Source organism: Microbacterium forte, assembly GCF_031885415.1.
Lineage (GTDB): Bacteria > Actinomycetota > Actinomycetes > Actinomycetales > Microbacteriaceae > Microbacterium > Microbacterium forte.
Map to the genome: position 1 here is coordinate 3,534,947 of NZ_CP116871.1, position 22,235 is coordinate 3,557,181.

The 22,235-nt window shown below is 68.6% G+C and carries 28 protein-coding genes and 1 tRNA gene; 16 read left to right on the plus strand and 13 right to left on the minus strand.

From position 1 onward, the window contains the following. Positions 1-16 precede the first annotated feature (16 nt). The 3 genes from mscL to OB895_RS17150 are packed head-to-tail and all read right to left on the minus strand — an operon-like array spanning position 17 to position 1,355. A complete protein-coding gene (gene mscL / locus OB895_RS17140; RefSeq protein WP_042539861.1) occupies positions 17-442 on the minus strand; it encodes a large conductance mechanosensitive channel protein MscL in 426 nt (141 codons plus the stop codon). 28 nt (positions 443-470) lie between these two features. After that, entirely contained in the window at positions 471-743 is a 273-nt protein-coding gene (locus OB895_RS17145; protein ID WP_042539862.1) for an FmdB family zinc ribbon protein, read from the minus strand. Between the two features lie 15 nt (positions 744-758). Beyond that, positions 759-1,355: a 5-formyltetrahydrofolate cyclo-ligase gene (locus OB895_RS17150; RefSeq protein ID WP_042539864.1), complete on the minus strand. Its 597-nt coding sequence runs from the start codon at positions 1,353-1,355 to the stop codon at positions 759-761. 40 nt (positions 1,356-1,395) lie between these two features. On the opposite strand from OB895_RS17150, the gene galU reads away from it, so the two are divergent. The 4 genes from galU (at position 1,396) to OB895_RS17170 (ending at position 3,996) form a co-directional block, all read left to right on the plus strand. Continuing rightward, a complete protein-coding gene (gene galU / locus OB895_RS17155) occupies positions 1,396-2,283 on the plus strand; it encodes a UTP--glucose-1-phosphate uridylyltransferase GalU (RefSeq protein WP_042539866.1) in 888 nt (295 codons plus the stop codon). A 39-nt stretch (positions 2,284-2,322) separates the two neighbouring features. Further along, a complete protein-coding gene (locus tag OB895_RS17160) occupies positions 2,323-2,934 on the plus strand; it encodes a GNAT family N-acetyltransferase (protein ID WP_042539893.1) in 612 nt (203 codons plus the stop codon). Between the two features lie 82 nt (positions 2,935-3,016). Beyond that, positions 3,017-3,874 (plus strand): hypothetical protein, encoded by an 858-nt coding sequence (locus tag OB895_RS17165; RefSeq protein ID WP_042539868.1) that lies wholly within the window; start codon positions 3,017-3,019, stop codon positions 3,872-3,874. Between the two features lie 49 nt (positions 3,875-3,923). After that, a tRNA-Ala gene (locus OB895_RS17170) sits at positions 3,924-3,996 on the plus strand. A gap of 164 nt (positions 3,997-4,160) precedes the next feature. On the opposite strand, the gene OB895_RS17175 is transcribed toward OB895_RS17170, so the two are convergent. Together OB895_RS17175 and pgi are read right to left on the minus strand one after the other, a co-directional pair. Then, positions 4,161-4,574 carry a ribosomal maturation YjgA family protein gene (locus OB895_RS17175; protein WP_079114023.1) on the minus strand — a complete coding sequence of 138 codons (414 nt, stop codon included), beginning with the start codon at positions 4,572-4,574 and terminating at the stop codon, positions 4,161-4,163. Between the two features lie 21 nt (positions 4,575-4,595). Continuing rightward, complete coding sequence (gene pgi, locus OB895_RS17180) at positions 4,596-6,275, minus strand: glucose-6-phosphate isomerase (RefSeq protein WP_311878386.1); 1,680 nt, start codon at positions 6,273-6,275, stop codon at positions 4,596-4,598. A gap of 72 nt (positions 6,276-6,347) precedes the next feature. Here pgi and OB895_RS17185 point away from each other — a divergent pair, with 72 nt between their 5' ends. Both OB895_RS17185 and OB895_RS17190 read left to right on the plus strand, forming a co-directional pair. Beyond that, positions 6,348-7,367: a hypothetical protein gene (locus OB895_RS17185; protein ID WP_311878387.1), complete on the plus strand. Its 1,020-nt coding sequence runs from the start codon at positions 6,348-6,350 to the stop codon at positions 7,365-7,367. A 50-nt stretch (positions 7,368-7,417) separates the two neighbouring features. Further along, positions 7,418-7,750, plus strand: coding sequence for a DUF7882 family protein (locus OB895_RS17190; protein ID WP_042537301.1), 333 nt, complete (start codon positions 7,418-7,420; stop codon positions 7,748-7,750). A 1-nt stretch (position 7,751) separates the two neighbouring features. On the opposite strand, the gene OB895_RS17195 is transcribed toward OB895_RS17190, so the two are convergent. Next, positions 7,752-8,363 carry a flavodoxin family protein gene (locus tag OB895_RS17195; protein WP_042537302.1) on the minus strand — a complete coding sequence of 204 codons (612 nt, stop codon included), beginning with the start codon at positions 8,361-8,363 and terminating at the stop codon, positions 7,752-7,754. Between the two features lie 105 nt (positions 8,364-8,468). On the opposite strand from OB895_RS17195, the gene OB895_RS17200 reads away from it, so the two are divergent. Continuing rightward, complete coding sequence (locus tag OB895_RS17200; protein ID WP_042537303.1) at positions 8,469-8,672, plus strand: hypothetical protein; 204 nt, start codon at positions 8,469-8,471, stop codon at positions 8,670-8,672. Here OB895_RS17200 and OB895_RS17205 read toward each other — a convergent pair whose 3' ends face one another. The 3 genes from OB895_RS17205 to OB895_RS17215 are packed head-to-tail and all read right to left on the minus strand — an operon-like array spanning position 8,673 to position 10,150. Beyond that, positions 8,673-9,275: a GNAT family N-acetyltransferase gene (locus OB895_RS17205; protein WP_311878390.1), complete on the minus strand. Its 603-nt coding sequence runs from the start codon at positions 9,273-9,275 to the stop codon at positions 8,673-8,675. Between the two features lie 8 nt (positions 9,276-9,283). After that, complete coding sequence (locus tag OB895_RS17210) at positions 9,284-9,751, minus strand: ImmA/IrrE family metallo-endopeptidase (protein ID WP_079113259.1); 468 nt, start codon at positions 9,749-9,751, stop codon at positions 9,284-9,286. 21 nt (positions 9,752-9,772) lie between these two features. Continuing rightward, entirely contained in the window at positions 9,773-10,150 is a 378-nt protein-coding gene (locus OB895_RS17215) for a helix-turn-helix domain-containing protein (RefSeq protein ID WP_228385547.1), read from the minus strand. Between the two features lie 94 nt (positions 10,151-10,244). Here OB895_RS17215 and OB895_RS17220 point away from each other — a divergent pair, with 94 nt between their 5' ends. From OB895_RS17220 to OB895_RS17230, 3 genes are read left to right on the plus strand one after another with little or no spacing between them, the layout of a single operon-like run. After that, complete coding sequence (locus OB895_RS17220; protein WP_311878393.1) at positions 10,245-10,463, plus strand: helix-turn-helix domain-containing protein; 219 nt, start codon at positions 10,245-10,247, stop codon at positions 10,461-10,463. 9 nt (positions 10,464-10,472) lie between these two features. Next, positions 10,473-11,402: an aldo/keto reductase gene (locus OB895_RS17225; RefSeq protein WP_311878395.1), complete on the plus strand. Its 930-nt coding sequence runs from the start codon at positions 10,473-10,475 to the stop codon at positions 11,400-11,402. 38 nt (positions 11,403-11,440) lie between these two features. After that, positions 11,441-11,848: a PLD nuclease N-terminal domain-containing protein gene (locus OB895_RS17230; protein WP_042537307.1), complete on the plus strand. Its 408-nt coding sequence runs from the start codon at positions 11,441-11,443 to the stop codon at positions 11,846-11,848. On the opposite strand, the gene OB895_RS17235 is transcribed toward OB895_RS17230, so the two are convergent. The 3 genes from OB895_RS17235 to OB895_RS17245 are packed head-to-tail and all read right to left on the minus strand — an operon-like array spanning position 11,845 to position 14,078. Next, complete coding sequence (locus tag OB895_RS17235; RefSeq protein ID WP_311878398.1) at positions 11,845-12,831, minus strand: epimerase; 987 nt, start codon at positions 12,829-12,831, stop codon at positions 11,845-11,847. The genes OB895_RS17230 and OB895_RS17235 overlap by 4 nt on opposite strands. Beyond that, positions 12,828-13,457, minus strand: a complete 630-nt coding sequence (locus OB895_RS17240) for a DUF4166 domain-containing protein (RefSeq protein WP_311878400.1) — start codon at positions 13,455-13,457, stop codon at positions 12,828-12,830. The genes OB895_RS17235 and OB895_RS17240 overlap by 4 nt, the downstream gene beginning before the upstream one ends. A 9-nt stretch (positions 13,458-13,466) precedes the next feature. Then, positions 13,467-14,078, minus strand: a complete 612-nt coding sequence (locus OB895_RS17245) for a TetR/AcrR family transcriptional regulator (RefSeq protein WP_042537311.1) — start codon at positions 14,076-14,078, stop codon at positions 13,467-13,469. 110 nt (positions 14,079-14,188) lie between these two features. Between OB895_RS17245 and OB895_RS17250 the strand changes: the two genes are divergently transcribed. Then, positions 14,189-14,995 (plus strand): sugar phosphate isomerase/epimerase family protein, encoded by an 807-nt coding sequence (locus tag OB895_RS17250; RefSeq protein ID WP_042537313.1) that lies wholly within the window; start codon positions 14,189-14,191, stop codon positions 14,993-14,995. Further along, the gene (locus tag OB895_RS17255) at positions 14,995-16,134 is read left to right on the plus strand and encodes a Gfo/Idh/MocA family protein (protein ID WP_056373521.1); all 1,140 of its coding nucleotides are present in this window, start codon (positions 14,995-14,997) and stop codon (positions 16,132-16,134) included. The genes OB895_RS17250 and OB895_RS17255 overlap by 1 nt, the downstream gene beginning before the upstream one ends. Before the next feature lie 29 nt (positions 16,135-16,163). Here the strand turns inward: OB895_RS17255 and OB895_RS17260 are convergent, their stop codons facing one another. After that, entirely contained in the window at positions 16,164-17,360 is a 1,197-nt protein-coding gene (locus OB895_RS17260; RefSeq protein ID WP_311878406.1) for an ROK family transcriptional regulator, read from the minus strand. A gap of 113 nt (positions 17,361-17,473) precedes the next feature. On the opposite strand from OB895_RS17260, the gene OB895_RS17265 reads away from it, so the two are divergent. From OB895_RS17265 to OB895_RS17280, 4 genes are read left to right on the plus strand one after another with little or no spacing between them, the layout of a single operon-like run. Further along, a complete protein-coding gene (locus OB895_RS17265) occupies positions 17,474-18,583 on the plus strand; it encodes a Gfo/Idh/MocA family protein (RefSeq protein ID WP_311878407.1) in 1,110 nt (369 codons plus the stop codon). Beyond that, positions 18,580-20,088 carry a sugar ABC transporter ATP-binding protein gene (locus OB895_RS17270; protein WP_311878409.1) on the plus strand — a complete coding sequence of 503 codons (1,509 nt, stop codon included), beginning with the start codon at positions 18,580-18,582 and terminating at the stop codon, positions 20,086-20,088. Before OB895_RS17265 ends, OB895_RS17270 begins: the two co-directional genes overlap by 4 nt. After that, on the plus strand, positions 20,085-21,167 hold the full coding sequence (locus tag OB895_RS17275) for an ABC transporter permease (protein WP_311878411.1): 1,083 nt from the start codon (positions 20,085-20,087) through the stop codon (positions 21,165-21,167). Before OB895_RS17270 ends, OB895_RS17275 begins: the two co-directional genes overlap by 4 nt. Further along, entirely contained in the window at positions 21,164-22,222 is a 1,059-nt protein-coding gene (locus OB895_RS17280; protein ID WP_311878412.1) for an ABC transporter permease, read from the plus strand. The genes OB895_RS17275 and OB895_RS17280 overlap by 4 nt, the downstream gene beginning before the upstream one ends. Positions 22,223-22,235 lie beyond the last annotated feature (13 nt).

Genomic DNA, 22,235 nt, shown 5'->3' on the forward strand with positions numbered 1-22,235 from the left:
GTAGGACGATGCCGCGTCAGCTGCGCGAGCTGTTCCTGGCCAGCAGGTCGCGGATCTCGACGAGCAGCTCGGCTTCGGTCGCGGCGGCCGGCTCCTCCTCCGGCTGCTCGGCGGGCGTGCCCTTGCGAGCCTCGACGTGCGCCTTGAACGTGTTCATCGGCAGGACGAAGACGAAGTAGACCACCAGGGCGACCGACAGGAAGCTGATGACCGCCGAGATCAGGTCGCCGATGGGGAACGTGACCGTGTCGCCGTAGATGCTCGTCAGCTGCGGCCCGAAGTTTCCGGTCGCGTCTGCCTTGAAGAACAGGGAGACGAGCGGGGTGATGATGCTGTTGACCACGGCGGTGACGATCGCCGTGAACGCGGTGCCGATGACCACGGCGACGGCCAGGTCGATCACGTTGCCGCGGAGGATGAAGTCCTTGAAGCCCTTGAGCATGATGAGTGCCTCCGAAGAGTCGATGTGGTCAGGATGAGGTGCTGGTCGAGGCGGGCGCCGGAGTGGTGCTCTTCGCCGGCTCCGACTTCGATGATGCCGGTGCGGACGTCGATGCGCCAGAACCCGCGCGCGAGTCGTTGCGGTAGAAGCCCGATCCGTTGAACGTCACGCCGATCGATCCGTACTGCTTGCGCAGCTCGCCGCCGCACTCGGGGCAGACGGTGAGAGCGTCGTCCGAGAAGCTCTGCACGGCGTCGAAGGCGTGGCCGCACGAACGGCAGGCGTAGGCATAGGTGGGCATGGCGATCCTCGCGGGTCAGCGTCGCGTCGGCGACAGGTGGAGGGTCTGCGTGGGAGTGACGACGCCGGACACCGGCTGATCGTGCACCTCCCTCGGCAGGAAGTCGAGTACCTCGGAATCATAGATGACTGCGTAGACAGGCGGGCACTTCTCCATCGATCCGATGGTCTTGTCGAAGTATCCGCGCCCCCAGCCCATGCGCATCCCGGTGCGGTCGACCGCGGCGGCAGGGATGATCATCAGGTCGACGTCGTTCACGGCGATCGGGCCGAGGACCTCGCCTGTCGGCTCGGGCAGTCCGAACAGCCCCTCGGCGACGTCGTCGTCATCGGTCGCGACCGCCCAGTCGAGCAGACCGTCTGCGCGGGTCACCGGAAGCAGGACCCGGATGCCGCGGCGCACTGCCCCGGTGACGAACTCCCTCGTGCCCGGCTCGGTCGTGGTCGAGAGGAAGCACGAGATCGACCGGGCGCCAAGCGATGCGACGAGCTCGTCGAGTCGCTGCGTGATGGCGGATGCCGCGATCTCCCGCTGCGCGTCGCTCAGCAGCTGGCGGCGTTCGCGGAGCTCGGCGCGAAGCGCGCGCTTCTCGTGCTCGACGTCATGAGGCATGCCTCCGAGTCTACGGCGGCATCCCCACTAGGCTGTGTGGATGGGTATTAGGAAGATGAAGGCTGTCATTCCCGCCGCAGGACTGGGAACACGGTTCCTGCCTGCGACGAAGGCGATGCCGAAGGAGATGCTGCCGGTCGTCGACAAGCCGGCCATCCAGTACGTCGTCGAAGAGGCCGCCTCAGCCGGGATCGACGACATCCTCGTCATCATCGGCCGCAACAAGAACGCGATCTCCAACCACTTCGACTCGGTTCCCGAGCTCGAGGTGAAGCTGATGGAGAAGGGCGACACGGGTCGTCTGGCTCGGGTCATCCACTCGAGTGATCTCGCTGACATCCACTTCGTCCGTCAGGGCGAGCCGAAGGGCCTCGGTCACGCGGTGCTGCGTGCCCGCACGCACGTCGGCGACAGCTCTTTCGCCGTGCTCCTGGGCGACGACCTCATCGACGAGCGCGACCAGCTGCTGACCGAGATGATCGCCGAGCACGAGCGCTCCGGCGCCGCCGTGATCGCCCTCATGGAGGTCGACCCCGCGAACATCCACATGTACGGCGCCGCAGCCGTGGAGGACATCGAAGGATCGGATGCCGTGCGCGTGACCGACCTCGTCGAGAAGCCGGCCGCCGAAGACGCTCCGTCGAACCTCGCGATCATCGGTCGCTACGTTCTTCCCGCGTCGATCTTCGAGGTGCTCGAGCACACCGAACCCGGCAAGGGCGGAGAGATCCAGCTGACCGACGCGCTGCAGGTGCTGGCGACCAGGCCCGAGGGCCCCGGCGTGGTCGGCGTGATCTTCCGCGGCCGCCGCTATGACACCGGTGACCGCGTCGACTACATCAAGGCGATCGTGCAGCTGGCCTCAGATCGCGACGACCTCGGCCCCGAGCTGCGCCCGTGGCTGAAGGAGTTCGCGGAACGCCTCTAGGCGTCATCGCGGGGCGCACGGATGGATCAGGCGACGGGGATGCGGCACGGTCTCATCGAGCTGCGCCTCGTGCGCTCACGCGACGCGAGGGCTCTGCAGCATGAGCTGTTGAGCAACCGCTCGTGGCTGCAGCCGTGGGAGGCCACCGTCCCCTACGGCTCGGTCTCGTTCGACATGCGGCTCAGCATCCGTCGATTGCTGCAGCAGTACCGGGACGGCGCTGGCTACCCGTTCGTCATGGAGTACGACGGCGAGATCGCCGGGCAGCTCAACGTCTGGGGAGTCGCCAGGGGGTCGCTGTGCTCGGCGACCATCGGCTACTGGGTGAGCGAGCGGTTCGCCGGCAAGGGCATCACGCCGACGGCCGTCGCGCTCGCGACCGACGCGTGCTTCACCGAGTATGCACTGCATCGCATGGAGATCTGCATCCGCCCCGAGAACGTCGCGAGCCTGAGGGTCGTGCAGAAGCTCGGTTTCCGCTATGAGGGGCTGCGTCGCCGGTACATCCACATCGATGGGGACTGGCGCGATCACTACGCATTCGCCCTGACGCGTGAGGATGTCCCGCAGGGCGTGCTGGCCCGCTGGTTGAACGGCGAAGTGCCCCCGGACGCCGCGACGATCCCTCCTTCCGACCGTTTCGCGCTCTGACACGCCGCTGAGTTCAGAACTCGTCGCGACACACGCTGCCACTGAGCGTCGTGACCATCGATGTTCCCGTACCGTTGTCGACATGGACGGGCCAGTGCTGAGCGGGGGAGTGATAGTCCTCGTCGCTGTGCTCCTGTGGATGCTCTATCTGCTGCCGTCATGGCGCGGACGCTTCCAGTACGACGCCGCCGAGCGCAACGCCGTCCGGCTGAACCAGGCCCTGCGGGTGCTCGCCGAGACCAGCGAGACCCCCGGCGAGGTGCGCCTCGAGCTCAATGCGCGGACGGCTCTCGCGCAGCAGAAGCTCGCGAAGCGCCTGCAGTCCGAGAAGGAGGCCGCCGAGCTCATGCTCCTCCGTGAAGAGCTCGCGGCCACGAGGGCTGATCCTGTCATGCGCCAGGCACGCGCTCGTCGCCGCGTGCGCATCGTCGCCACCTCGACTCTGCTTCTCGGTCTCGTCATCGCCGGGCTGGGCGTGTGGCAGCTGATCGCCGGTCAGGCCCAGCTGCTGCTGTGGATCGGCGGAGCGATGATCGTCGTGGCCGGCTACGCCCTGCAGCGCATGTCGTCGGTCGCCGCTCGTGCAGCCCGACGCTCCGTTCGGGAGGCCGAGCAGCCCGTGCAGAGAGTGGCGCCCGAACTGCACGACCAGGGTCGAGCGACATGGACTCCGCGTCCACTGCCCGAGCCGCTGGTGACCGTCGCAGGCTCTCGTGCGCAGGTCGCGCGAGCAGAGCTCGATGCGCAGGAGGAGCGCCGGACCGCGGCTCGCCTCGCCGAGCTGCGCGAGCGCGCCGAGCGCCTGGCGCCCGCGACGCCGGTGCAGATCCCCGCCGCCGCGCCGGCAGCATCTTCTCCCTTCGCGAAGATGGGATACGTCGACGATGCCGAGATCGAGGCGCATGTCCGCGACCTCCTTGCGAAGCGCGCAGCCGGCTGATCTTCGCGGCGCGAGCGGGTCTTCGAGCGTGATAGCGTAGAAGACGTCAGGGCCTATGGCGCAGTTGGTAGCGCGCCTCGTTCGCATCGAGGAGGTCAGGGGTTCGAATCCCCTTAGGTCCACAGACAGACGAGAGCCCCCCGAGCGAAGCACGGGGGGCTCTCGTCTGTCTATACGGCTGAGTGATTCGGGGAGCCACCGCAGCGCAGCGAGGATGGCGGAGTCCCCTTAGGTCCACAGACAGCAAGACCCCCCGAGCACCGCTCGGGGGGTCTTTCGCTGTCCGTCAGGCGTGTGCCCTGCGACGACGGCTGACCGCGACGTCGACGAGGGTCGCGACGCCAGCGCCCACCGCGTATGCAGCGAGGTCGCGCGCATCGAAGCCGATGCCCAAGACCAGTCGCACCGGCCAGAAGCTCTCCGCCCACAGCCCCGGCAGGCCGGTGAGCTGGAAGCACTCGATCAGCGTGCACAGGGTCAGCGCGGTCACGCCGACGACCCAGAAGGCGGCGCGAGGGAACGCGATGGCGATGAACAGGTAGATCATCGCCGCATAGAGCGCATCGCCGGCCAGGTCCGCTATCGGGCCGCTGCCGACGAAGTGCGTGACGAGCCCCGCCGCGACCACCAGTGCGGCGCCGACGAGCAGACCTCGTCGACGTGCACGCACGGGCGAATCGCGACCCGCGGGCGACGGCATCCGCGTCTCGTCCGCCTCCACCTACTTCCGATTCGCGCGGTAGTACGCGAGCAGCGCCTTCGTGGACGCATCCTGCGCCTCGATCGCCGACTCGTCGCCGCCGATCGCCGGTGCGATCTGCATGGCGAGCTGCTTGCCGAGCTCGACGCCCCACTGGTCGAACGAGTTGATGCCCCAGATCGTGCCCTGGGTGAACGTGATGTGCTCGTAGAGGGCGATGAGCTGGCCGAGGACCTGCGGCGTGAGAGCGGGCGCGAAGATCGAGGTGGTCGGGCGGTTGCCGGGGAAGGTGCGCGCGGCCACGAGTGCTCCCGTGGTTCCCTCGGCCTCGACTTCTTCGGCGGTCTTGCCGAAGGCCAGGGCCTTGGTCTGTGCGAGGAAGTTGGCCAGGAACAGCTCGTGCACGTCCTGACCGTCGTCGGTCAGCGGGTACGCCGGGTTGACGAAGGCGATGAAATCCGCCGGGATCAGCCGCGTGCCCTGATGGATGAGCTGGTAGAACGCGTGCTGGCCGTTGGTGCCCGGTTCTCCCCAGAACACCTCGCCGGTGTCGGTGGTGACGGGGGTGCCGTCCCACCGGACGGACTTGCCGTTGGACTCCATCGTCAACTGCTGCAGGTAGGCCGGGAACCGACTCAGCTGCTGCGCGTAGGGCAGCACCGCGTGCGACTGAGCACCGTGGAAGTTGACGTACCAGACGTTGAGCAGGCCCATCAGCACGGGGACGTTGCGCTCGAGCGGGGTCATGCGCACATGCTCGTCGACGGCGTGGAAACCGGCCAGCAGCTCACGGAACGCATCAGGACCGAGCGCGATGGCGAGCGACAGCCCGATTGCGGAGTCGACCGAGTAGCGACCGCCCACCCAGTCCCAGAACCCGAACGCGTTCGTCGGATCGATGCCGAACGCGGCGACCTTGTCGAGCGCGGTGGACACCGCCACGAAGTGGTGTGCGACGGCGTCGGTGCGGGCGTCGTCGTCGTCGGAGATGGCGCCGGAGGCCTGGAGCCCGGCCCACAGCCAATCGCGCGCCAGACGGGCGTTGGTGAGCGTCTCGAGAGTGGTGAAGGTCTTCGACGCGACGATGAAGAGCGTCGTCTCGGGGTCGAGGTCCGATGTCTTCTGCGCGAGGTCTGTCGGATCGATGTTCGACACGAACCGGGCCTCGATGCCGGCATCCGCGTAGGGCTTCAGAGCCTCGTAGACCATGACCGGCCCGAGGTCGGAGCCGCCGATGCCGATGTTGACGACGTGGGTGACGCGCTTGCCGGTGATGCCGAGCCACTCGCCGGCGCGAACCCGGGTGGCGAACGCGCTGAGCGCGTCGAGCACGGCATGCACATCGGCATCCACGTCCTGTCCGTCGACGACGAGCGCGGGGGAGGCCCCGGCCGGTCGGCGCAGTGCGGTGTGCAGCACGGCCCGGTCTTCGGACGTGTTGAGATGGCTCCCCTCGAGCATCGCGGCGTAGCGCTCGGCGACACCCGTCTGCTCGGCGAGGCGCAGCAGCGCGGCCAGAACCTCATCGGTGACGAGGTTCTTCGACAGATCGACATGGAGGTCCGCGAGCGGGAACGAGAGACGTTCAGCGCGGTCCGGATCGGCGGCGAACCAGCCCCGCAGATCGGCGGTGATCGACTCGCGCAGCGCGGCGAGCTCGGACCAGGCGGGAGTGTGTGTCGGATCAACAGGAGCGGTCATGGATCCACGGTACTGCCGCACGCCACCCGATGCGCCCGCGATGACGTCGGGTCTCGTCCTAGGATTGCTGCGATGACCGACACCGCGCCCGAGACGACCTCGGAGAGGCGGCTGAGGCGCGAGATCGGTCGCCGGTTCGTGCGTGCTCCGTTCGCATGGGGACTGCTGTTCCTGATCGCCGCGATGGTCTGGACCATCGCGGGCGACGACCTGAGCTTCTTCGCGTTCCTGCTCATGCTGCTCGGTGGCTGGAGCGTCGCGTTCTCGTTCGTCAACGCGACGATGGAGATGCGCCCGGTGCGCACCGGCGTCGCGGTGCATCTCGGTGTCGCGGCTGGCCTGACTGCCGGGATGATCCTCGTGATCGAGTCCGACGACGCGCTGCTGGCAGGGCTGCCAGACCCGGTGCGCGCGGTCGTCGTCGTGCTGCAGATCGCCGCCGGCCCCGCAGCCGGGTGGATCTGGCTCGGGCTCCTCTCGCGCCTCACCGATCTCATCGGGCGACGCGATGCGAAGCGACGACCTCCTCCCGCTGCGCCCGAGTGGGAGCGGGAGGAGGGCCGCGACGGCTCCGGCGTCGAGTTCACGGCCCTCGACCTGCGGATGCGGACGCTGACGCTCGCCATCGTGGGCGTGGTCCTGGCCGTCGGCCTCGCGGGAACGGCTCTGCTCATCGCCTTCGACGACGCGGTGATGCGCGTGGGGGCCCGTCTCGCGATCATCCTGGTGGGCGTCCTCGTCGGCCTGCCGGTCTATCTGCTGCTCAGAGGAGCGCTCCGCCGTCGTACGCTCTCGTGCGGCGTCGCATTCGGCAATGATGAGCTGCGCATCCGTGCGGGGACAGCGACGCACCGCATCCCGTTCCGTCACCTGCAGCACCTCGTCTGGCGAACCCGCTCGGACTACGCCCGCATCGAGGTGCGGGGTGCGGGCGTCGACCTCTCGCTGATCGCCGGGCTCGCCGCACCGTCGCCGGGCCGCACCGGCGAGCTGCCCGCGCTGCCGCGCCGGGTCTTCCGCCGGCTCGAACTCGCGGGAATGCGCGTCGAACGGTCTCGCCGTGATGAGGTCGTGACGTTCCGTCGCGTCTGATCACGCCTGCGTGTACACGATGACGCGTACCCCGGGGTACGGTTTCCTTCATGGGAAGACTGCGATATGACGGCACATCGGAGCCGATCCTCATCGACGACGAGACACTGGCTCATCTGAAGGTCGTCGTCGGCACGAAACTCCGCCGCCAGGAGAGCTTCATGATGACCTGGCTTCCTTCCGAGGGCGGCGATCCTGGGCGCGTCACGGTATGGATCCACCCGGCGATCCCCCTGCAGTTCCTCTTCACGTCAGCGGAACCCCAGGCCATCCAGAAGCCCCGCGTCGAGGAGATCATGCACGCGCTCAACGCGACCGGGGAACTCGTGATCGACGACTACGTGCAGGCGAAGATCGCCGACGGGAGCAAGGCGAAGTCCTGACCTACTCGGCCGGGTAGCCGTCCGCCTTGAGCAGGCCTGCCAGGCGCGCCGCGTTGCGCGCGGCTGTCGCCGTCGCCTGGGCGACCTTCTCGGGGGTCTCGTCGAGATCCTTGTAGTCGACGGTCTGCATCGCCTCCCCGTTCCAGTAGACCGATGCCTGGGCAGGCACGGAGTATCCGACGTCGTTCAGAGACTGGAACAGGATCGCGGCGATGTGGTGTGCGCCGTCCTCGTTGCCGACGATGCCGGCGAGCGCGACCTTGTCGAAGAGGATCGGTCGTCCTGCGTCGTCCGTCTCGCTCAGCTCCGCGTCGAGGCGTTCGAGCACCCGCTGGGCGACACTCGACTGCTGTCCCATCCAGGTGGGCGTCAGGAGAACCAGGATGTCGGCGGCATGAACCTTCTCGCGCAACGTGGGCCACTGGTCGTCTCCGCCCATGTCGGCCTCGACGCCGGGGCTGATGACGTGGTCGACGGCGCGCACGAGCTCGCCGGTCACTCCGTGCTCGGCGAGCGCTGAGAGGATCTGCGAACCGAGAAGGTCGGTGCTCGATTCCGCGGGGGAGGGCTTGAGAGTGCAGGAGATGGCGAGGGCAGTCAGTTGTGCGGTCATCCCTGCACGAAATCATCGACGACGCCGATAGCCCAGGGGGTTCCGTCGCTGGCAGGTGTGCGCTAGACGGTATCCTGGATGACGGCCGCTACGACAGGAGATCCCGTGATCCTCAGCTTCATCTTCTTCATGATCCTCTTCCTCGGAGGCATCTGGCTCATGGGGCTCGCGCAGTCGCTCGAGGACTTCCAGGCGATCGTCTTCGTCGGTGGACTTCTCATCACCAGCCTGTCGCTCGCATTCATGATGCGTGCAGGTGGTTCGGCCACTCGTCGCAAGGACAACTGGTCGGGCAACGCCACCGAGTGATCAGCGTCGTCTGGCCAGCCTCGCCTCGAGGTTGGCCCGCACTGCGGGCCATTCCGGTTCGATGATCGAGAACTCGACGCTGTCGCGCAGTGCGCCGTTGCGGTACCGGCTCATCGCGCGCATGACGCCGTCCTGCTTCGCTCCCAGGCGTTCGATCGCGGCGCGCGACTGGAAGTTGACCCACTGAGTGGTCAGGCCCACCCGGAAGACGCCGAGCTCTTCGAATGCGTGCCGGAGCAGCAGCAGCTTCGACTCGGCGTTGGTGCCGGTTCCGTGCGCCGACGGGCGGTTCCAGGTGTACCCGATGTGCAGCCGCGGGACGTCACCCTCGAGGTCGTAGTACGAGGTGAGGCCGAGGATGCGCCCCGAGGCGTCGAACGCCGTGAAGGGGATCATGTCGCCGCTCTCGATCAGACCGATGCGACGGTCGATCTCGGCGGCGAGTCCGTCGGGAGAGGGCACGGAGGTGTACCAGGCCTGCTTCCACAGATCGCCTTCGCGCAGCGCGTCGAGGAGTCCGTCGTGATGCGAGGTCTCCAGCGGGCGGAGCTCGACGAGGCGTCCGGTGAGCGTGATCGGGGCCGGAGTGGTGCGGAAGGTCATGCAGCCATTCAATCAGCGCGGCGCCCGGTGGCGGATCCCGCGATCAGGGTGCGGTGCTCCCACTGGCCTCGGCCCATCTTCGCGCCGACGTACGTGGCGTCGCCGACGCGGCGGAGCAGCCGCTGGTAGGCGGTCACGATCTCGATCGTCACCCCCAGCTCGAACGCGAGGCTGGCCGGGTGGGTGCCTCGCGCCTTCTCGGCCTCGGCATAGGCGTCGGCGCTGATCAGCAGGCGCGCAGCCCACTCGTCGGCGCGTCGCTCCTGTCGCGCACGGATCGACGGGTCTGCCGTGGGAGTGTGGCCGAGCACGGCGTGCGCCAGCTCGTGGGCGATCACGCTGCAGGTCGCTCTCCGGCTGAGTCCGGGGGAGACGCGGATGGTCGCCGTCTGCGGTTCGTAGCCGCCGTGGCACCGACCTCGGCGTTCGACGAGGTGCAGCCCGTTCTGTTCGAGCAGGCGGAGGAGGGCCTCCATGGTCCTCCTCGTCGCAGGTCGTCAGTCGTAGAGATCGTCGGTGTCGTCGGCGTGGGCGAGGGGAGACTCGAACGCGACTTCGGATCGATCCTCGCGTCGACCACGGACATCGGTGCGGGGGTGGAGCGGGGTGATGGTGGCGCCGCCGCGCTCGACCTCGGAGCGAAGCCGCTCTTCTGCACGGGTGATCATGATGTGGGGAGCGATGTCGAGCGACGCGCTGACCGCGTACACGATGGGGACCGGGATGGAACGCTTGCCCGTGACGTAATTGTCGAGCGCGCTCCTGGCGATGCCGATCTCGCGTGCCATCGCGGCGATGCTGCTGCCTGCGGCGCCGATCTCGGCACGGAGCTGGCGGCCGACTGCCGCGTTGAACTGCTCACCCGGTGTCTTCACGTGAGTCACGATAGCACCGAGATGAAGCCAGGATGCCGTCATACTGGCGCCATGGATGCTTGATGTGCTACGCCTGCGGCGATACTGTCTATGAATGACGACAGATGTGCGACGTGTGGTGGCTGATGCGGTCGAAGAGGAACTGCTGCGGGCTGGGCGAAGCAGCCAGTGGCTCTCGGCGCGCGTGGGCATCACCGGCACCGAGCTGCGCCGGAAGCTCGCGGGCGAGGTCGACTTCACCGTCACCGATCTGGCCGAGATCGCGCACGCGCTCGGCATCGCAGTCGCGCAGCTCACCCCTCGTCCGCACTAGCGTGGGGGTATGAAGACCATCCCGTTCGGATCCGCCACTGCCCCCGCCGTCGTCGCCGGAATGATGCGCATCGATGACAAGGATGACGCGCAGATCCGCGAACTCTACGACACGGCCCGCGGCGCGGGCATCGACTTCTTCGACCACGCCGACATCTACGGCGGAAGCATGCACTTCTGTGAGGGCCGCTTCGCCGAGGCGCTGGGGCTGAGCGCCGCCGAGCGCGACGAGATCGTGCTGCAGACCAAGTGCGGCATCAACCCCGCTGAGGGCACGTTCGACTTCTCGTACGATCACATCGTCCGCCAGGTCGAGGGGTCGCTCGCGGCGCTGCGCACCGAGCACATCGACGTGCTGCTGCTGCATCGCCCGGATGCGCTGGTCGAACCCGAAGAGGTGGCCAGGGCGTTCGACGAGCTCGAGGCCGCGGGCAAGGTCCGCGCGTTCGGCGTCTCGAACCACACCCCTCGACAGATCGATCTGCTCCGCACCGCCATCACCCAGCCTCTGGTCGCCAACCAGCTGCAGCTCTCGATCACGCACGCGCCGATCCTCGCGCAGCCGGTCGCCGCGAACATGGCCGGCGAAGACCAGAGCATCGTCCGCGACGGTGGTGGCATCGTCGAGTACTGCCGCATCAACGGCATCACGATCCAGGCCTGGTCGCCGTTCCAGGGTGGATTCTTCACGGGCGTCTTCCTCGGAAACCCCGAGTACGCGGAGCTCAACGGGGTGATCGATCGTCTGGCGGCGTCGTACGGAGTCGCACCGATCGCGATCGCGACGGCGTGGATCACGCGTCACCCCGCCAAGATGCAGGTCGTGCTCGGGACCACGACTCCGCAGCGCGTGCAGGACGCCGCAGCGGGTGCCGACATCGAGCTCACCCGGGCCGAGTGGTACGAGCTGTTCCGCGCGGCCGGTCACCTGCTGCCCTAGCAGCGGCAAGACGCGGCCCGGTCGTCTACCCTGAACGCATGCCGTTCCTGTTCTCGCTCCTCGTCATCGCGCTGATGGTCGGCGCGATGGTCGACATCATCCGGAGAGACGACGCGCAGGTGAGGTACCTGCCGAAGATGGCGTGGGTCATCATCGTGATCCTGCTGCCCCTCATCGGCAGTCTGCTGTGGTTCGCGATCGGCAGGGAGTACTCCGAGGCCGGCCTTCGGATCCCGCGGATCCCCCGCATGCGGCCGGCTGCTCGACCTGCGGCTGCTCGACCGGAACCGCGCCCGACACCGCCCGTCGACGCCCGCAGCACCGAGCAGCAGATCGCCGATCTCGATCGCGAGATCGAGGAGTGGCGGCTGCGTCAGGAGATCGAGAAGCGCAGGCGCGAAGGCGGCGGGGACTCGTCGAGCGGGACGACTGACGCGCCTCGCTAGCGGACGCGCTCGAGATCGAACGACTCCCGCAGGGCGTCTTCGAGGTCCGGGTACGCGAACTCGAAGCCGGCGACCGTGAGCTTCTCGGGGATCACCCATCGGCTCTTGAGGATCAGCTCGGTCTCGGTGCGGATGGCGATGGCGCCGAGCTCGAGCATCCACCGGGGCATCGGCGGTCCGATGCGCACTCCGAGCACCCGCCGGACGGTCGCCATGAAGTCGGCGTTGTCCGTCGGATTCGGGGAGGCGGCGTTCACAGGGCCATCGAGCGTCGGCGTGACCTCGAGGAAGTCGATGATGCGGGCGATGTCCTCGACGTGCACCCAGCTGAACCGCTGCCGACCGCGGCGAGCTCCCGGGCGGTGCGCGGTGCCGGCGGCCCGGCGCGCGCGACTGATCGGCCACCGGCCGTCGTGCTGCGCCCCGCCGAGGCCGAGTCGTGCCAGGTTCTTCAGCGGGCCGAGCACGCCTCCGTGGCCCAGTACGATCGCGCTGCGCAGGGCCACCCGACGCGTGTGCGGCAGATCGTCGGCGAACAGGGCGCGCTCCCATGCCTTCGCGACCTCGACGGAGAACCCTGTGCCGATCTCGCCCGACGACTCGGTCATCGGTCGCTCCTCCGCATGGCGGTAGATCGTCGCCGTCGACGAGTTGATCCACAGCGGGGGAGGACTCGCGGCTCTTGCGATCGCGGAGCTCAGCGACGAGGTGGTGTCGAGACGCGAACGGAAGATCGCCGCGCGGTTCTCGGGCGTGTAGCGGCAGTTCACGCTCTTGCCCGCCAGGCCGATCACGAGCGATGCGCCGTCGACGGCTCGATCGATCGCCGCCTGGTCGCCCCAGGAGATGTCGGCGCCCGAGCGCGAGATCGTGATGACCTCCCGCCCGGCTGACTGCAGGTGCGGGATCAGGTACTTCCCCATGAAACCGGTCGAGCCGCCGATCACGACGGGGCCTGAGGCGAGGGGTGTCGGATCTGTCACGGAGTCTCGCTCTCGATCGCGTACTCGAAGAATCCGGTGTACTCGTAGACGCGACCGAGCAGAGGGGCATCGATGGTCATGTTCACGTGGTGCCGTTCACGCTGCTCGTCCCAGCGCTCGACGAGGCCGATGCGCGGACGAAGGAAAGACGGGGCCGCGATGCGCAGCCGCCCGAAACGCATCCCGACGCGGCGGATGGTCAGCACGACCGCGCCGTCGCGCACGTCGATGTCGAAGGTCGTGACGACCGTGCGATGAGGACCGATCTCGTTGCGCAGGATGCGGTTCGCGCCGAGCGAGACGATGTCGGGCATGACCCACGTGCGCCCCGGAAGGTCGAAGTGCCTCACCGCCAGGGCCTCGCCCGCGACCGTGCGGTTCTCGATGCGGAACGGCACGTCGTGCTCCCACCCGGCGAACGCGACTCCGAGAGACTCCGCGATGCGGAACACGGGCCAGAGCCAGCGATGACGGGATCCCGCGGTCGTGAAGACCCCGGTGCCGACACCGACGTGGCCTTCGCGGATCGTGCGGAAGTACCAGGCGGTCTTCGGGTGGAGTTCCGAGATGCGGTCGCCGAGCGCGCGCTCGTAGGGCGAACGTCGATCCGTGCCTGGTGCTGTCACGCCTTCACCCTATCGAGCGGTCGGCCGCAGCAGCCGGTCGAGCAGCGCGAGCGCCTCGTGCTGCGGGGCGGTGTCATCGAGCAGCCACTGCGTCTGCAGGCCGTCGGAGGCGGCGACCACCAGGGCGGCGACGGCCTCGGCATCCACGTCCTCCCGCATGCGTCCGGTGCTCTGCTGCTCCCGCACGACCGCGGCCATGTCCGCTCGCAACCGCGCGAATCGGGTCGTCGCGAACTCGCGGGCGGCCGGGTGCCCTTCTTCGAGAGCGGCGGCGACCAGCATCGAATACAGCTGCACGAGACCGGGCACCTCGCGGTTGGTGCGCGCGGACTCGATCATCCGCTCGACGGGGGTCGCATCCGGCTGAAACGCGTCGGGATGCTGGCGCTCTGGCGCCGTGCTCTCCTGGTAGACCGCGACGAGCAGCTCTTCGAGCGACCCGAAGTAGTGCGTGAGGGCTGAGTGGGTGACGCCGACGGCGCTCGCGATGGAGCGCAGGCTCGTGCGGTCGGCCCCGCGCTCGGCGAAGACCTCGATGGCACGATCGAGGATCTCCTGGCGACGGGCGATGCCCTTCGCATACGCACCGCGTTGCCGTGGGCGATCCTGATCGTCGGTCATGGTGAGAGTGTAACGACATGAAAACTTCCGCGCGGAGGTATTTGGTGATAGCGTGCTCGGACAGACGGGCGAAGACGACCCGCACGTCACCGACGACCGAAGGAGACCCCGTGGCGATTCAGACTTCCATCCAGCTGTTCACGATCAAGGATCAGCTCGAGACCGACCTCGAGGGCTCACTGAAAGAGGTCGCCGCGCGAGGCTTCACGGCCGTCGAGCCCTATGACTTCGTGCGCCGTGCGCAGCCGCTCGCCGATGCGCTGGCCGACGCGGGTCTCACCGCGCCCTCGGGTCACGCGTTCCTCGCCTCCGAGTCGTTCGTGAACCCGGACGGCAGCGGCACCACGCTTCCCGTGCCCTCGCCCGCTGAGGTGTTCGCCGCCGCGAAGGTGCTCGGCATGGACACGGTCATCGACCCGTACACCGAGCCCGCGCGCTGGGAGACGGTCGAGCAGATCGAGGAGACCGCACGTCTGCTCAACGAGGCGGCCGCCGTGGGCGCCACCGTCGACGTGCGCGTCGGCTATCACAACCACGCCCACGAGCTCGAGGCCGTCTTCGACGGGGTCACCGGACTCGAGGTGCTCGCGGGCCTGCTCGACGAGCGCGTCGTGCTCGAGGTCGACCTGTACTGGGTCGCCCGCGGCGGCGTCGACCCGGTCGCACTTCTGCAGCGTCTGGGCGACCGGGTCATCGCCGTGCACGCCAAGGACGGCACGCTCGATCCCTCGCTGCTGAGCGCCTACCCGCCCGCCGACCAGGTCGCGGCAGGAGAGGGCGTGGTCCCGCTGGTCGAGGCCATCGCCGCAGCCCCGGCACTCGAGCTCGCGATCGTGGAGTTCGACCACTTCGACGGCGACCTCTGGGACGCCATCGAGCGCAGCCGCGTCTACCTCGACGAGAAGGTGGCCGGCTGATGGCGATCGGCAACGGGCCCGTCGGCGTCGGCATCATCGGCGCGGGCAACATCAGCGACCAGTACCTGTCGAACCTGACCACGTTCCCCGACGTGCGGGTGCTCGCCATCGGCGACCTGCTCGAGGAGCGCGCGAGGGCGCAGGCCGAGAAGTACGGCGTCCCGCGGGCGGGCGGCGTCGAGCTCGTGCTGAACGACCCCGAGATCGACATCGTGGTGAACCTGACGATCCCCGCGGTGCATGTCGAGGTGTCCGAGGCGATCCTCGCCGCAGGCAAGCACGTGTGGACCGAGAAGCCGATCGGCGTCAGCCGCGACGAGTCGCTGCGCCTGCTGCAGAAGGCGGATGCCGCGGGGCTCCGCGTCGGCGTCGCGCCCGACACGGTCCTCGGGCCGGGTGTGCAGACGGCGAAGCGCGCCATCGCCCGGGGTGACATCGGTCGTCCGCTGTTCGCCCAGACCACGTTCCAATGGCAGGGGCCGGAGATCTTCCACCCGAACCCCGCGTTCCTGTACGCCAAGGGCGCGGGGCCGCTGCTCGACATGGGGCCGTACTACGTCTCGGCTCTCGTGCACGTGTTCGGACCGGTCGCCGCCGTCGCCGCGCTCGGTCTCCAGGGCAGCCCGACCCGCACCGTGCAGGTCGGCGAGCTCGCCGGTCAGGAGTTCCCCGTCGAGATCCCGTCGACGCTGAGCGTGCTGATGGACTTCGAGCAGGGTGGACAGGCGCAGAGCCTGTACAGCACCGACTCGCCGCTGCTGCGCACGGGCATCGTCGAGATCACGGGCACCGAGGGGACGATCGTGATCCCCGACCCGAACACCTTCGGAGGCGAGATCACCATCACCCGGCCGCTGACGCAGGCCTTCGTGCCGCCGGCGCCCATGACGCAGGAGGTCGTCGACGTGGTCCAGGAGGGCGTGCTCTCGGGTCGCGGCGTCGGTCTGCTCGACATGGCGCGTTCGATCGCCGCCGACCGCCCGCATGTCGCGACCGGTGAGTTCGGCTACCACGTGCTCGACACCCTGCTGTCGATCGAAGAGGCCGCCGAATCGCGCAGCTTCGTGCAGGTCGCGAGCACGATCGACGAGGTCGGCTCACTCGACGCCGACTTCGACCCGTTCGAGGCGACGCTCTGATATCGGCCGATGTGGTGACGAGGGCGCGGTCAGCGCGCCTTCGTCACCACATAGCGGTCGACGCTCGCGGGTGAGAGCACCTCGCGGGCGACCATGATCGCGGCCCCGAGCACGGCGGCCCTGTCGCCCGCCTGCGACTGCACGATGGCCAGATGCTGGGTCGCCAGCGGGATGGACCGTCTGTAGACGACCTCGCGCACCCCGGCGAGCAGGTGCTCGCCGGCCCTGGCGATGCTGCCGCCGAGCACGATGATCGACGGATTGAGCAGATTGACCACCGTCGCCAGGACCTCGCCCACATCGCGTCCCGCCTGCCGTGTCGCCTCGATGGCTGCGGCATTGCCGGAGCGCACCAGCTCGATCACATCGCCCGGGCTGTGCGCCTCGTGCCCCGCGTCGCGCAGCGCCGTCGCCAGGGCCGACCCGCTCGCGAGCGCCTCGAGGTCGCGCTCGTCGCCGGGCTCCCTGGTGGACCCGAGCACTCTCGGCACCTGGACATGCCCCATGTCGCCGGCTGAGCCCTGCGCGCCCCGTTGCAGCTGCCCGCCGGCGATGATGCCGGCTCCGATGCCGGTCGAGACCTTCACGAAGATCAGGTCGTCGACGTGCGGCCACATCGTCGCGTGCTCGCCGAGGGCGAGGATGTTCACGTCGTTGTCGACCAGCACCGGCACGTCGAACGTGCGCTGCACGTAGCCGGGGACGTCGAAGCGGTCCCAGCCGGGCATGATCGGAGGGTTGGTCGGCCGACCCGTCGAGTGCTCGACGGGCCCGGGCACGCCGATCCCGATGCCGAGCAGCGGGATGCCCACGGCCGCCGGAGTCTCGAGCAGGGTCGCCCCGTCGGCGAGGATCACGTCGAGCAGATTGTCCGGTCCGTCGGCGATGTCGATCGTGCGTGTGCGCGAATCGAGGATCACGCCGGCGAGATCCGCGACGGCGATCGTGGCATGGGTGGCGCCGAGGTCGACGGCGAGCACGACTCCGGCGCGGGAATTGAAGGCCAGCCGCGCCGGCGGACGCCCGCCGGTCGAGACGGCCTCGCCCGCCGGACGAAGGAGGTCCGCGGCGAGCAGTGCGTCGACGCGCAGCGCGACGGTCGACCGGGCGAGGCCGGTGATGGCTGCGAGCTCGGCCTTGGTGCGAGCGGTGCCGTCGCGAAGGATCTGGAAGATCTCGCCGGCGCCGGGGTTCGCTGCCGCGGCGGTGCGGAGTGCGTCGACCATTGCGTCAGTAAACCACAGACTTGGAACAGGGCTCGATCGACTTCCGATTCGTTACAAAGAACTTTTGACAGAGGTCTAGCAAAAGTCGGAGAGCCTGTGTCAGACTCACCCGCATGACAACGGATGTCACTGACACCGGTCTCGGGACGATCCGAGCCGGCATCCTCGGCGGGGGATTCATGGCACGCGTGCATCGCACCGCGGCCAGGGACGCGGGCGGCGAGCTCCGCGCCGTCGCCACCCGCTCCGCCTCGGGCGGACGACTGGCCGCAGATGAACTGGGTGCCGCGCGCGCCGAGATCGATGCCGCCGCGCTCCTCGACGCCGACGACATCGACGTCGTGCACATCTGCACCCCCAACGCCACACACGCCGCACTGGCACTCCGAGCGCTCGAATCCGGCAAGCACGTCGTCTGCGAGAAGCCCCTGGCCACGAACGCCGCAGACGCCCGCAGGCTCGCCGAGACCGCGGCGTCGCGAGGGCGGGTCGGCGCGGTTCCCTTCGTCTACCGCTACCACCCGATGGTGCGCGAGGCGCGTGCCCGCGTCGCCAGGGGAGACATCGGCGAGCTCCTCACGCTCGACTGCTCGTATCTGCAGGACTGGATGCTGCATCCCACCGACGACGACTGGCGGGTGCGCTCGGCATCCGGTGGGTCGTCCCGGGCGTTCGCCGACATCGGTTCGCATCTGTGCGACCTCATCGAGTTCGTGATCGGCCAGCGCATCAGCGCGCTGAGCGCGCGCACCCGCAGGGTGTTCGACGAGCGAGCGGGCCAGGCGGTCGACACCGAGGACATCGTCGCGATCCTCGTCGAGACGGAGTCCGGTGCCCTCGGCACGCTGCTCATCTCGCAGATGGCGGCCGGACGCAAGAACGCTCTGACGCTCGAGCTGCACGGATCCAGGCAGACACTCCGCTTCGAGCAGGAGCGGCCCGAGGAACTGTGGATCGGCATGCGCGACGAGTCCCGACTGCTGCTGCGCGATCCCGCCACGGCCGCGCCCGACTCGGCCCGCCTGCAGCGGGTGCCCTCGGGGCACGCGATGGGCTACCAGGATGCCTTCAACGGCTTCATCGCCGACGTGTACGCGGCGATCGGCGGTGCGAACCCCGAGGGGCTGCCGACGTTCGAAGACGGGTTCCGCTCGGCCGTGTTGACCGAGGCGGTCCTCGCCTCCGCGGCCGCTGACGGACGATGGACGGAGGTGGCGGCATGACCGCGACGATCACCCAGCCGGTGCTCGAGGTGTCGGGCATCCGCAAGTCGTTCTTCGGCGTCGAGGTGCTGAAGGGCATCGACTTCGACGTGCGTCCGGGCGAGGTGCACGGCCTCGTCGGCGAGAACGGCGCAGGCAAGTCGACTCTCATGAAGATCATCGCCGGGGTGCAACCCGCCGACGACGGCGTCGTGCGGTACCGCGGCGGAGAGGTGCGGTACGCGCACCCTCGACAGGCGATGGACGACGGCATCGTGACCGTCTTCCAGGAGTTCACCCTGCTGCCCGAGCGCACGGTCGCGCAGAACGTCTACCTCGGACGCGAGCCGCGCCGTGCCGGGTTCGTGGATCAGAAGGCGATGGTCCGCCGCACCGGCGAGCTGCTCGCCGATCTCGGTGTCTCGTTCATCGACCCCCAGGCGCGGGTCGGGTCGCTGACGGTCGCGGAGCAGCAGATCGTCGAGATCGTCAAGGCGCTCTCGTTCGAGGCGCAGGTCATCTCGATGGATGAGCCGACCGCCGCACTCAGCGATCGCGAGGTCGAGCTGCTCTACGCCATCATCCGTCGGCTCACCTCGCGCGGCGTGGCGGTGATCTACGTCTCGCACCGGCTGAAGGAGATCTTCGACCTGTGCGACCGCATCACGATCCTCAAGGACGGCGCTCTCGTGTCGACCGACGAGACGGGCGCGCTGACGACCGACGAGCTCGTGCGCCGCATGGTCGGCCGCTCGATCCAGTCGTACTACCCGGATGCCGTGGCGGGCACGGTCGTGGGGGAGCCGCGTCTCGAGCTCGACGGCTGCGGCAACGCCTTCGTCGACGGGGTGTCGCTGACCCTGCGCGCGGGGGAGATCGTCGGACTCGCGGGACTCCAGGGCTCCGGGCGCACCGAACTGGTCGAAGGCGTCTTCGGGATCGACCCGTTCGTGCGGGGCTCGATGCGGGTCGACGGCTCACCCGCGCGCATCACGAGCGCCAGGGCGGCAGTGCGCGCCGGGTTCGCGCTCGTCTCGGAGGACCGCAAGGCCCAGGGGCTCGCGCTGGGGCAGTCGGTGCTCGACAACGCCCTGCTCGTGACCCGCAGCGTCTTCGCTGCTCGCACCGCCTCGTCCAGGCGGGAGGTGCCCGGAGTGCTCAGCTCCCTGGAGATCAGCTCGAGGGGCGTCGACCAGGAGGTGCGGTTCCTCTCCGGCGGCAACCAGCAGAAGGTCGTCCTCGCCAAGTGGCTGCTCACCCAGCCGCAGATCGTGCTCTTCGACGAGCCGACCCGCGGCATCGACGTCGGTGCGAAGTACGCCGTGTATCAGCTCATGCGCGAGCTGGCGGCTCAGGGCAAGGCGGTGCTGATGGTGTCGAGCGAGCTGCCCGAGGTGATCGGCATGAGCGATCGGATCCTCGTGATGCACGACGGCGAGCTCGTCGCCGAGCTGCCCGCAGGGTCGGCCGAGCATGAGATCCTCGGTGCGGCCACGGGCGCCACCATCGACGGAGGTGCACGATGAAGCGGCTTCGGATCGACTCGACGGTCATCGTCCTCGGCATCCTGATCCTGACCCTCATCGTCGGCGCCATCCTCGTCGGCACCGTGGGGCGCAACTTCTTCAGCCCCGGGAACATCCGCGACATCCTCACCGGCATGAGCGTGCTCGGACTCGTCGCGATCGGCCAGACCCTGGTGGTGCTCGGAGCATCGCTCGATCTGTCGGTGACCTACGTCGTGAGTCTCTCGAGCCTGCTGGCTGCGACGATCATGAACGGGAACCCCTCGAACGTGCCGGCGGCCGTCGCCCTCACCCTGATCGTCTGCGCAGGCATCGGCCTGGTCAACGGCCTGATCGTCACCGTGCTCAAGGTCAACGGCTTCATCGCCACCCTCGGCGTGGGGCTCATTCTGCAGGGCATCCTCAACACCAACTTCGAGGGCTCGGCAGGCAGCGTGCCCTGGGAGTTCCAGCTCATCGGCGCCACCGGCGTCGGGCCCGTTCCCGTCTCGACGATCATCATGATCGCGCTCGCCGTGCTCGTCTGGTTCCTGCTCAACCGCACCCGCACCGGCGCCCACCTCTACGCGGTCGGCGGCGACCCGGAGATCGCCCGCCTGTCCGGGGTGCGCACCAAGCCGCCGCTGATCGCCGCGCACGTGCTGTGCTCGGTGTTCGCAGGGCTCGCCGGTCTGCTGCTCGCCAGCCGTCTCGGCGTCGGCAGCCCCACCGTCGGCCAGCAGGGCGGCTACGCGCTGCTGTCGATCGCCGCGGTCGTGCTCGGCGGCACGCTGCTGCTGGGCGGACGCGGCTCGATCTGGGGTGCGATCGGCGGCGTCGCGATCCTCGCGGTCGTCGACAACGTCATGAGCGTCATGCAGGTCAACCCGTTCCTGAAGGACGTCGTCCGCGGCGTCGTGATCGTCGCCGCGGTGGCGGTCTACAGCCGGCGCTCGATCGTCAGCCGCCGCCCGCGCTTCGGAGCAGGCGGCACGAGAACCGGGGGAGACGACGCCGCGAAGGCGGCCGAGTCCGAGATGGCGGCCGCCGCATCGGAGCTCGCCGATACGAACCCCGTGGCGGAAGGAGGACGCGCATGAACGCGCTGCGCACACTCGTGAGCCCTCGGGGCGCGGTGTTCCTGCTGCTCGTGATCCTGCTCGTGGCGGTCATGATCCTCAACCCGAGCTTCGCCGAGCCGGGCCAGGTCATGAGGTTCATCCAGCGCGTCGCCCCGATCGCGATCGTCGCCATCGGTCAGTACTTCGTCATCATCGCGGGCGAGTTCGACCTGTCGCAGGGCTCGCTGATCACGGCCCAGGTGATCATCGCCGGCAACCTCGTCGGGCAGGACGACTCGCGCACGATTCCCGTGCTGCTGCTCATGATCGTCTTCGGAGTGGTCGTCGGACTCGTCAACGGGGTCATCACGACGCTGCTCAAGGTGCCCTCCTTCATCGTCACGCTCGGCATGATGCTCGCCCTTCTCGGCGGCGTCATGTGGTGGACGGGCGGAGCGGCCACGGGAAACCCGGCAGACAGCTTCCGCGAGATCGGCCGCGGCGGCATCCGCGATGTGCCGCTGCTCGAGTTCATCCCGTGGGCGGTGTTCATCCTCATCGGCTGGCTCGCCCTCGGCATCTGGATCACCAAGCGCCCGCTCGGCAAGCTGCTCATCGCGGTGGGCGACAACGCCACGGCGGTCGACTTCGCCGGTGCGCGCAGCGCCTGGGTCACCACCCGCGCCTTCGTGATCTCGTCACTGTCGGCGACGCTCTCGGCCGTGCTGCTCGTGGGATACGCCGGGGTGCACCCCTCGGTCGGCCGCGGCTACGAATTCGTCGCGATCACGGCCGTCGTCCTCGGTGGCGTCGTTCTGGGCGGCGGTCGAGGCTGGATCGTCGCGGCGGCTGCCGGTGCCTTCGCTCTCGAGGCCCTCTTCATGCTGCTGAACATCGCCGGTGTCCCGTCGACGCTGCGAGACGCCGTGCAGGGCATCATCATCATCGCCGCCGTCGCATACTCCGCCGTGGCCTTCCGCGCACGGCGCAAGCGAGGCCCGCAGACCTCTCTCGATCTCCCGACCGCAGAACCCGCACAGACCGCAGAACCCGCAACAACCAGCACCATCCACACAGAAACCAGAGGAGATTAGCAATGCGACGATC

Coding starts and splice junctions, on each gene's coding strand:
- mscL (WP_042539861.1), bottom strand. CDS start 442: ATGCTCAAGGGCTTCAAGGACTTCATCCTCCGCGGCAACGTGATCGAC.
- OB895_RS17145 (WP_042539862.1), bottom strand. CDS start 743: ATGCCCACCTATGCCTACGCCTGCCGTTCGTGCGGCCACGCCTTCGAC.
- OB895_RS17150 (WP_042539864.1), bottom strand. CDS start 1,355: ATGCCTCATGACGTCGAGCACGAGAAGCGCGCGCTTCGCGCCGAGCTC.
- galU (WP_042539866.1), top strand. CDS start 1,396: ATGGGTATTAGGAAGATGAAGGCTGTCATTCCCGCCGCAGGACTGGGA.
- OB895_RS17160 (WP_042539893.1), top strand. CDS start 2,323: ATGCGGCACGGTCTCATCGAGCTGCGCCTCGTGCGCTCACGCGACGCG.
- OB895_RS17165 (WP_042539868.1), top strand. CDS start 3,017: ATGGACGGGCCAGTGCTGAGCGGGGGAGTGATAGTCCTCGTCGCTGTG.
- OB895_RS17175 (WP_079114023.1), bottom strand. CDS start 4,574: ATGCCGTCGCCCGCGGGTCGCGATTCGCCCGTGCGTGCACGTCGACGA.
- pgi (WP_311878386.1), bottom strand. CDS start 6,275: ATGACCGCTCCTGTTGATCCGACACACACTCCCGCCTGGTCCGAGCTC.
- OB895_RS17185 (WP_311878387.1), top strand. CDS start 6,348: ATGACCGACACCGCGCCCGAGACGACCTCGGAGAGGCGGCTGAGGCGC.
- OB895_RS17190 (WP_042537301.1), top strand. CDS start 7,418: ATGGGAAGACTGCGATATGACGGCACATCGGAGCCGATCCTCATCGAC.
- OB895_RS17195 (WP_042537302.1), bottom strand. CDS start 8,363: ATGACCGCACAACTGACTGCCCTCGCCATCTCCTGCACTCTCAAGCCC.
- OB895_RS17205 (WP_311878390.1), bottom strand. CDS start 9,275: ATGACCTTCCGCACCACTCCGGCCCCGATCACGCTCACCGGACGCCTC.
- OB895_RS17210 (WP_079113259.1), bottom strand. CDS start 9,751: ATGGAGGCCCTCCTCCGCCTGCTCGAACAGAACGGGCTGCACCTCGTC.
- OB895_RS17220 (WP_311878393.1), top strand. CDS start 10,245: ATGACGACAGATGTGCGACGTGTGGTGGCTGATGCGGTCGAAGAGGAA.
- OB895_RS17225 (WP_311878395.1), top strand. CDS start 10,473: ATGAAGACCATCCCGTTCGGATCCGCCACTGCCCCCGCCGTCGTCGCC.
- OB895_RS17230 (WP_042537307.1), top strand. CDS start 11,441: ATGCCGTTCCTGTTCTCGCTCCTCGTCATCGCGCTGATGGTCGGCGCG.
- OB895_RS17245 (WP_042537311.1), bottom strand. CDS start 14,078: ATGACCGACGATCAGGATCGCCCACGGCAACGCGGTGCGTATGCGAAG.
- OB895_RS17255 (WP_056373521.1), top strand. CDS start 14,995: ATGGCGATCGGCAACGGGCCCGTCGGCGTCGGCATCATCGGCGCGGGC.
- OB895_RS17260 (WP_311878406.1), bottom strand. CDS start 17,360: ATGGTCGACGCACTCCGCACCGCCGCGGCAGCGAACCCCGGCGCCGGC.
- OB895_RS17265 (WP_311878407.1), top strand. CDS start 17,474: ATGACAACGGATGTCACTGACACCGGTCTCGGGACGATCCGAGCCGGC.
- OB895_RS17270 (WP_311878409.1), top strand. CDS start 18,580: ATGACCGCGACGATCACCCAGCCGGTGCTCGAGGTGTCGGGCATCCGC.
- OB895_RS17275 (WP_311878411.1), top strand. CDS start 20,085: ATGAAGCGGCTTCGGATCGACTCGACGGTCATCGTCCTCGGCATCCTG.
- OB895_RS17280 (WP_311878412.1), top strand. CDS start 21,164: ATGAACGCGCTGCGCACACTCGTGAGCCCTCGGGGCGCGGTGTTCCTG.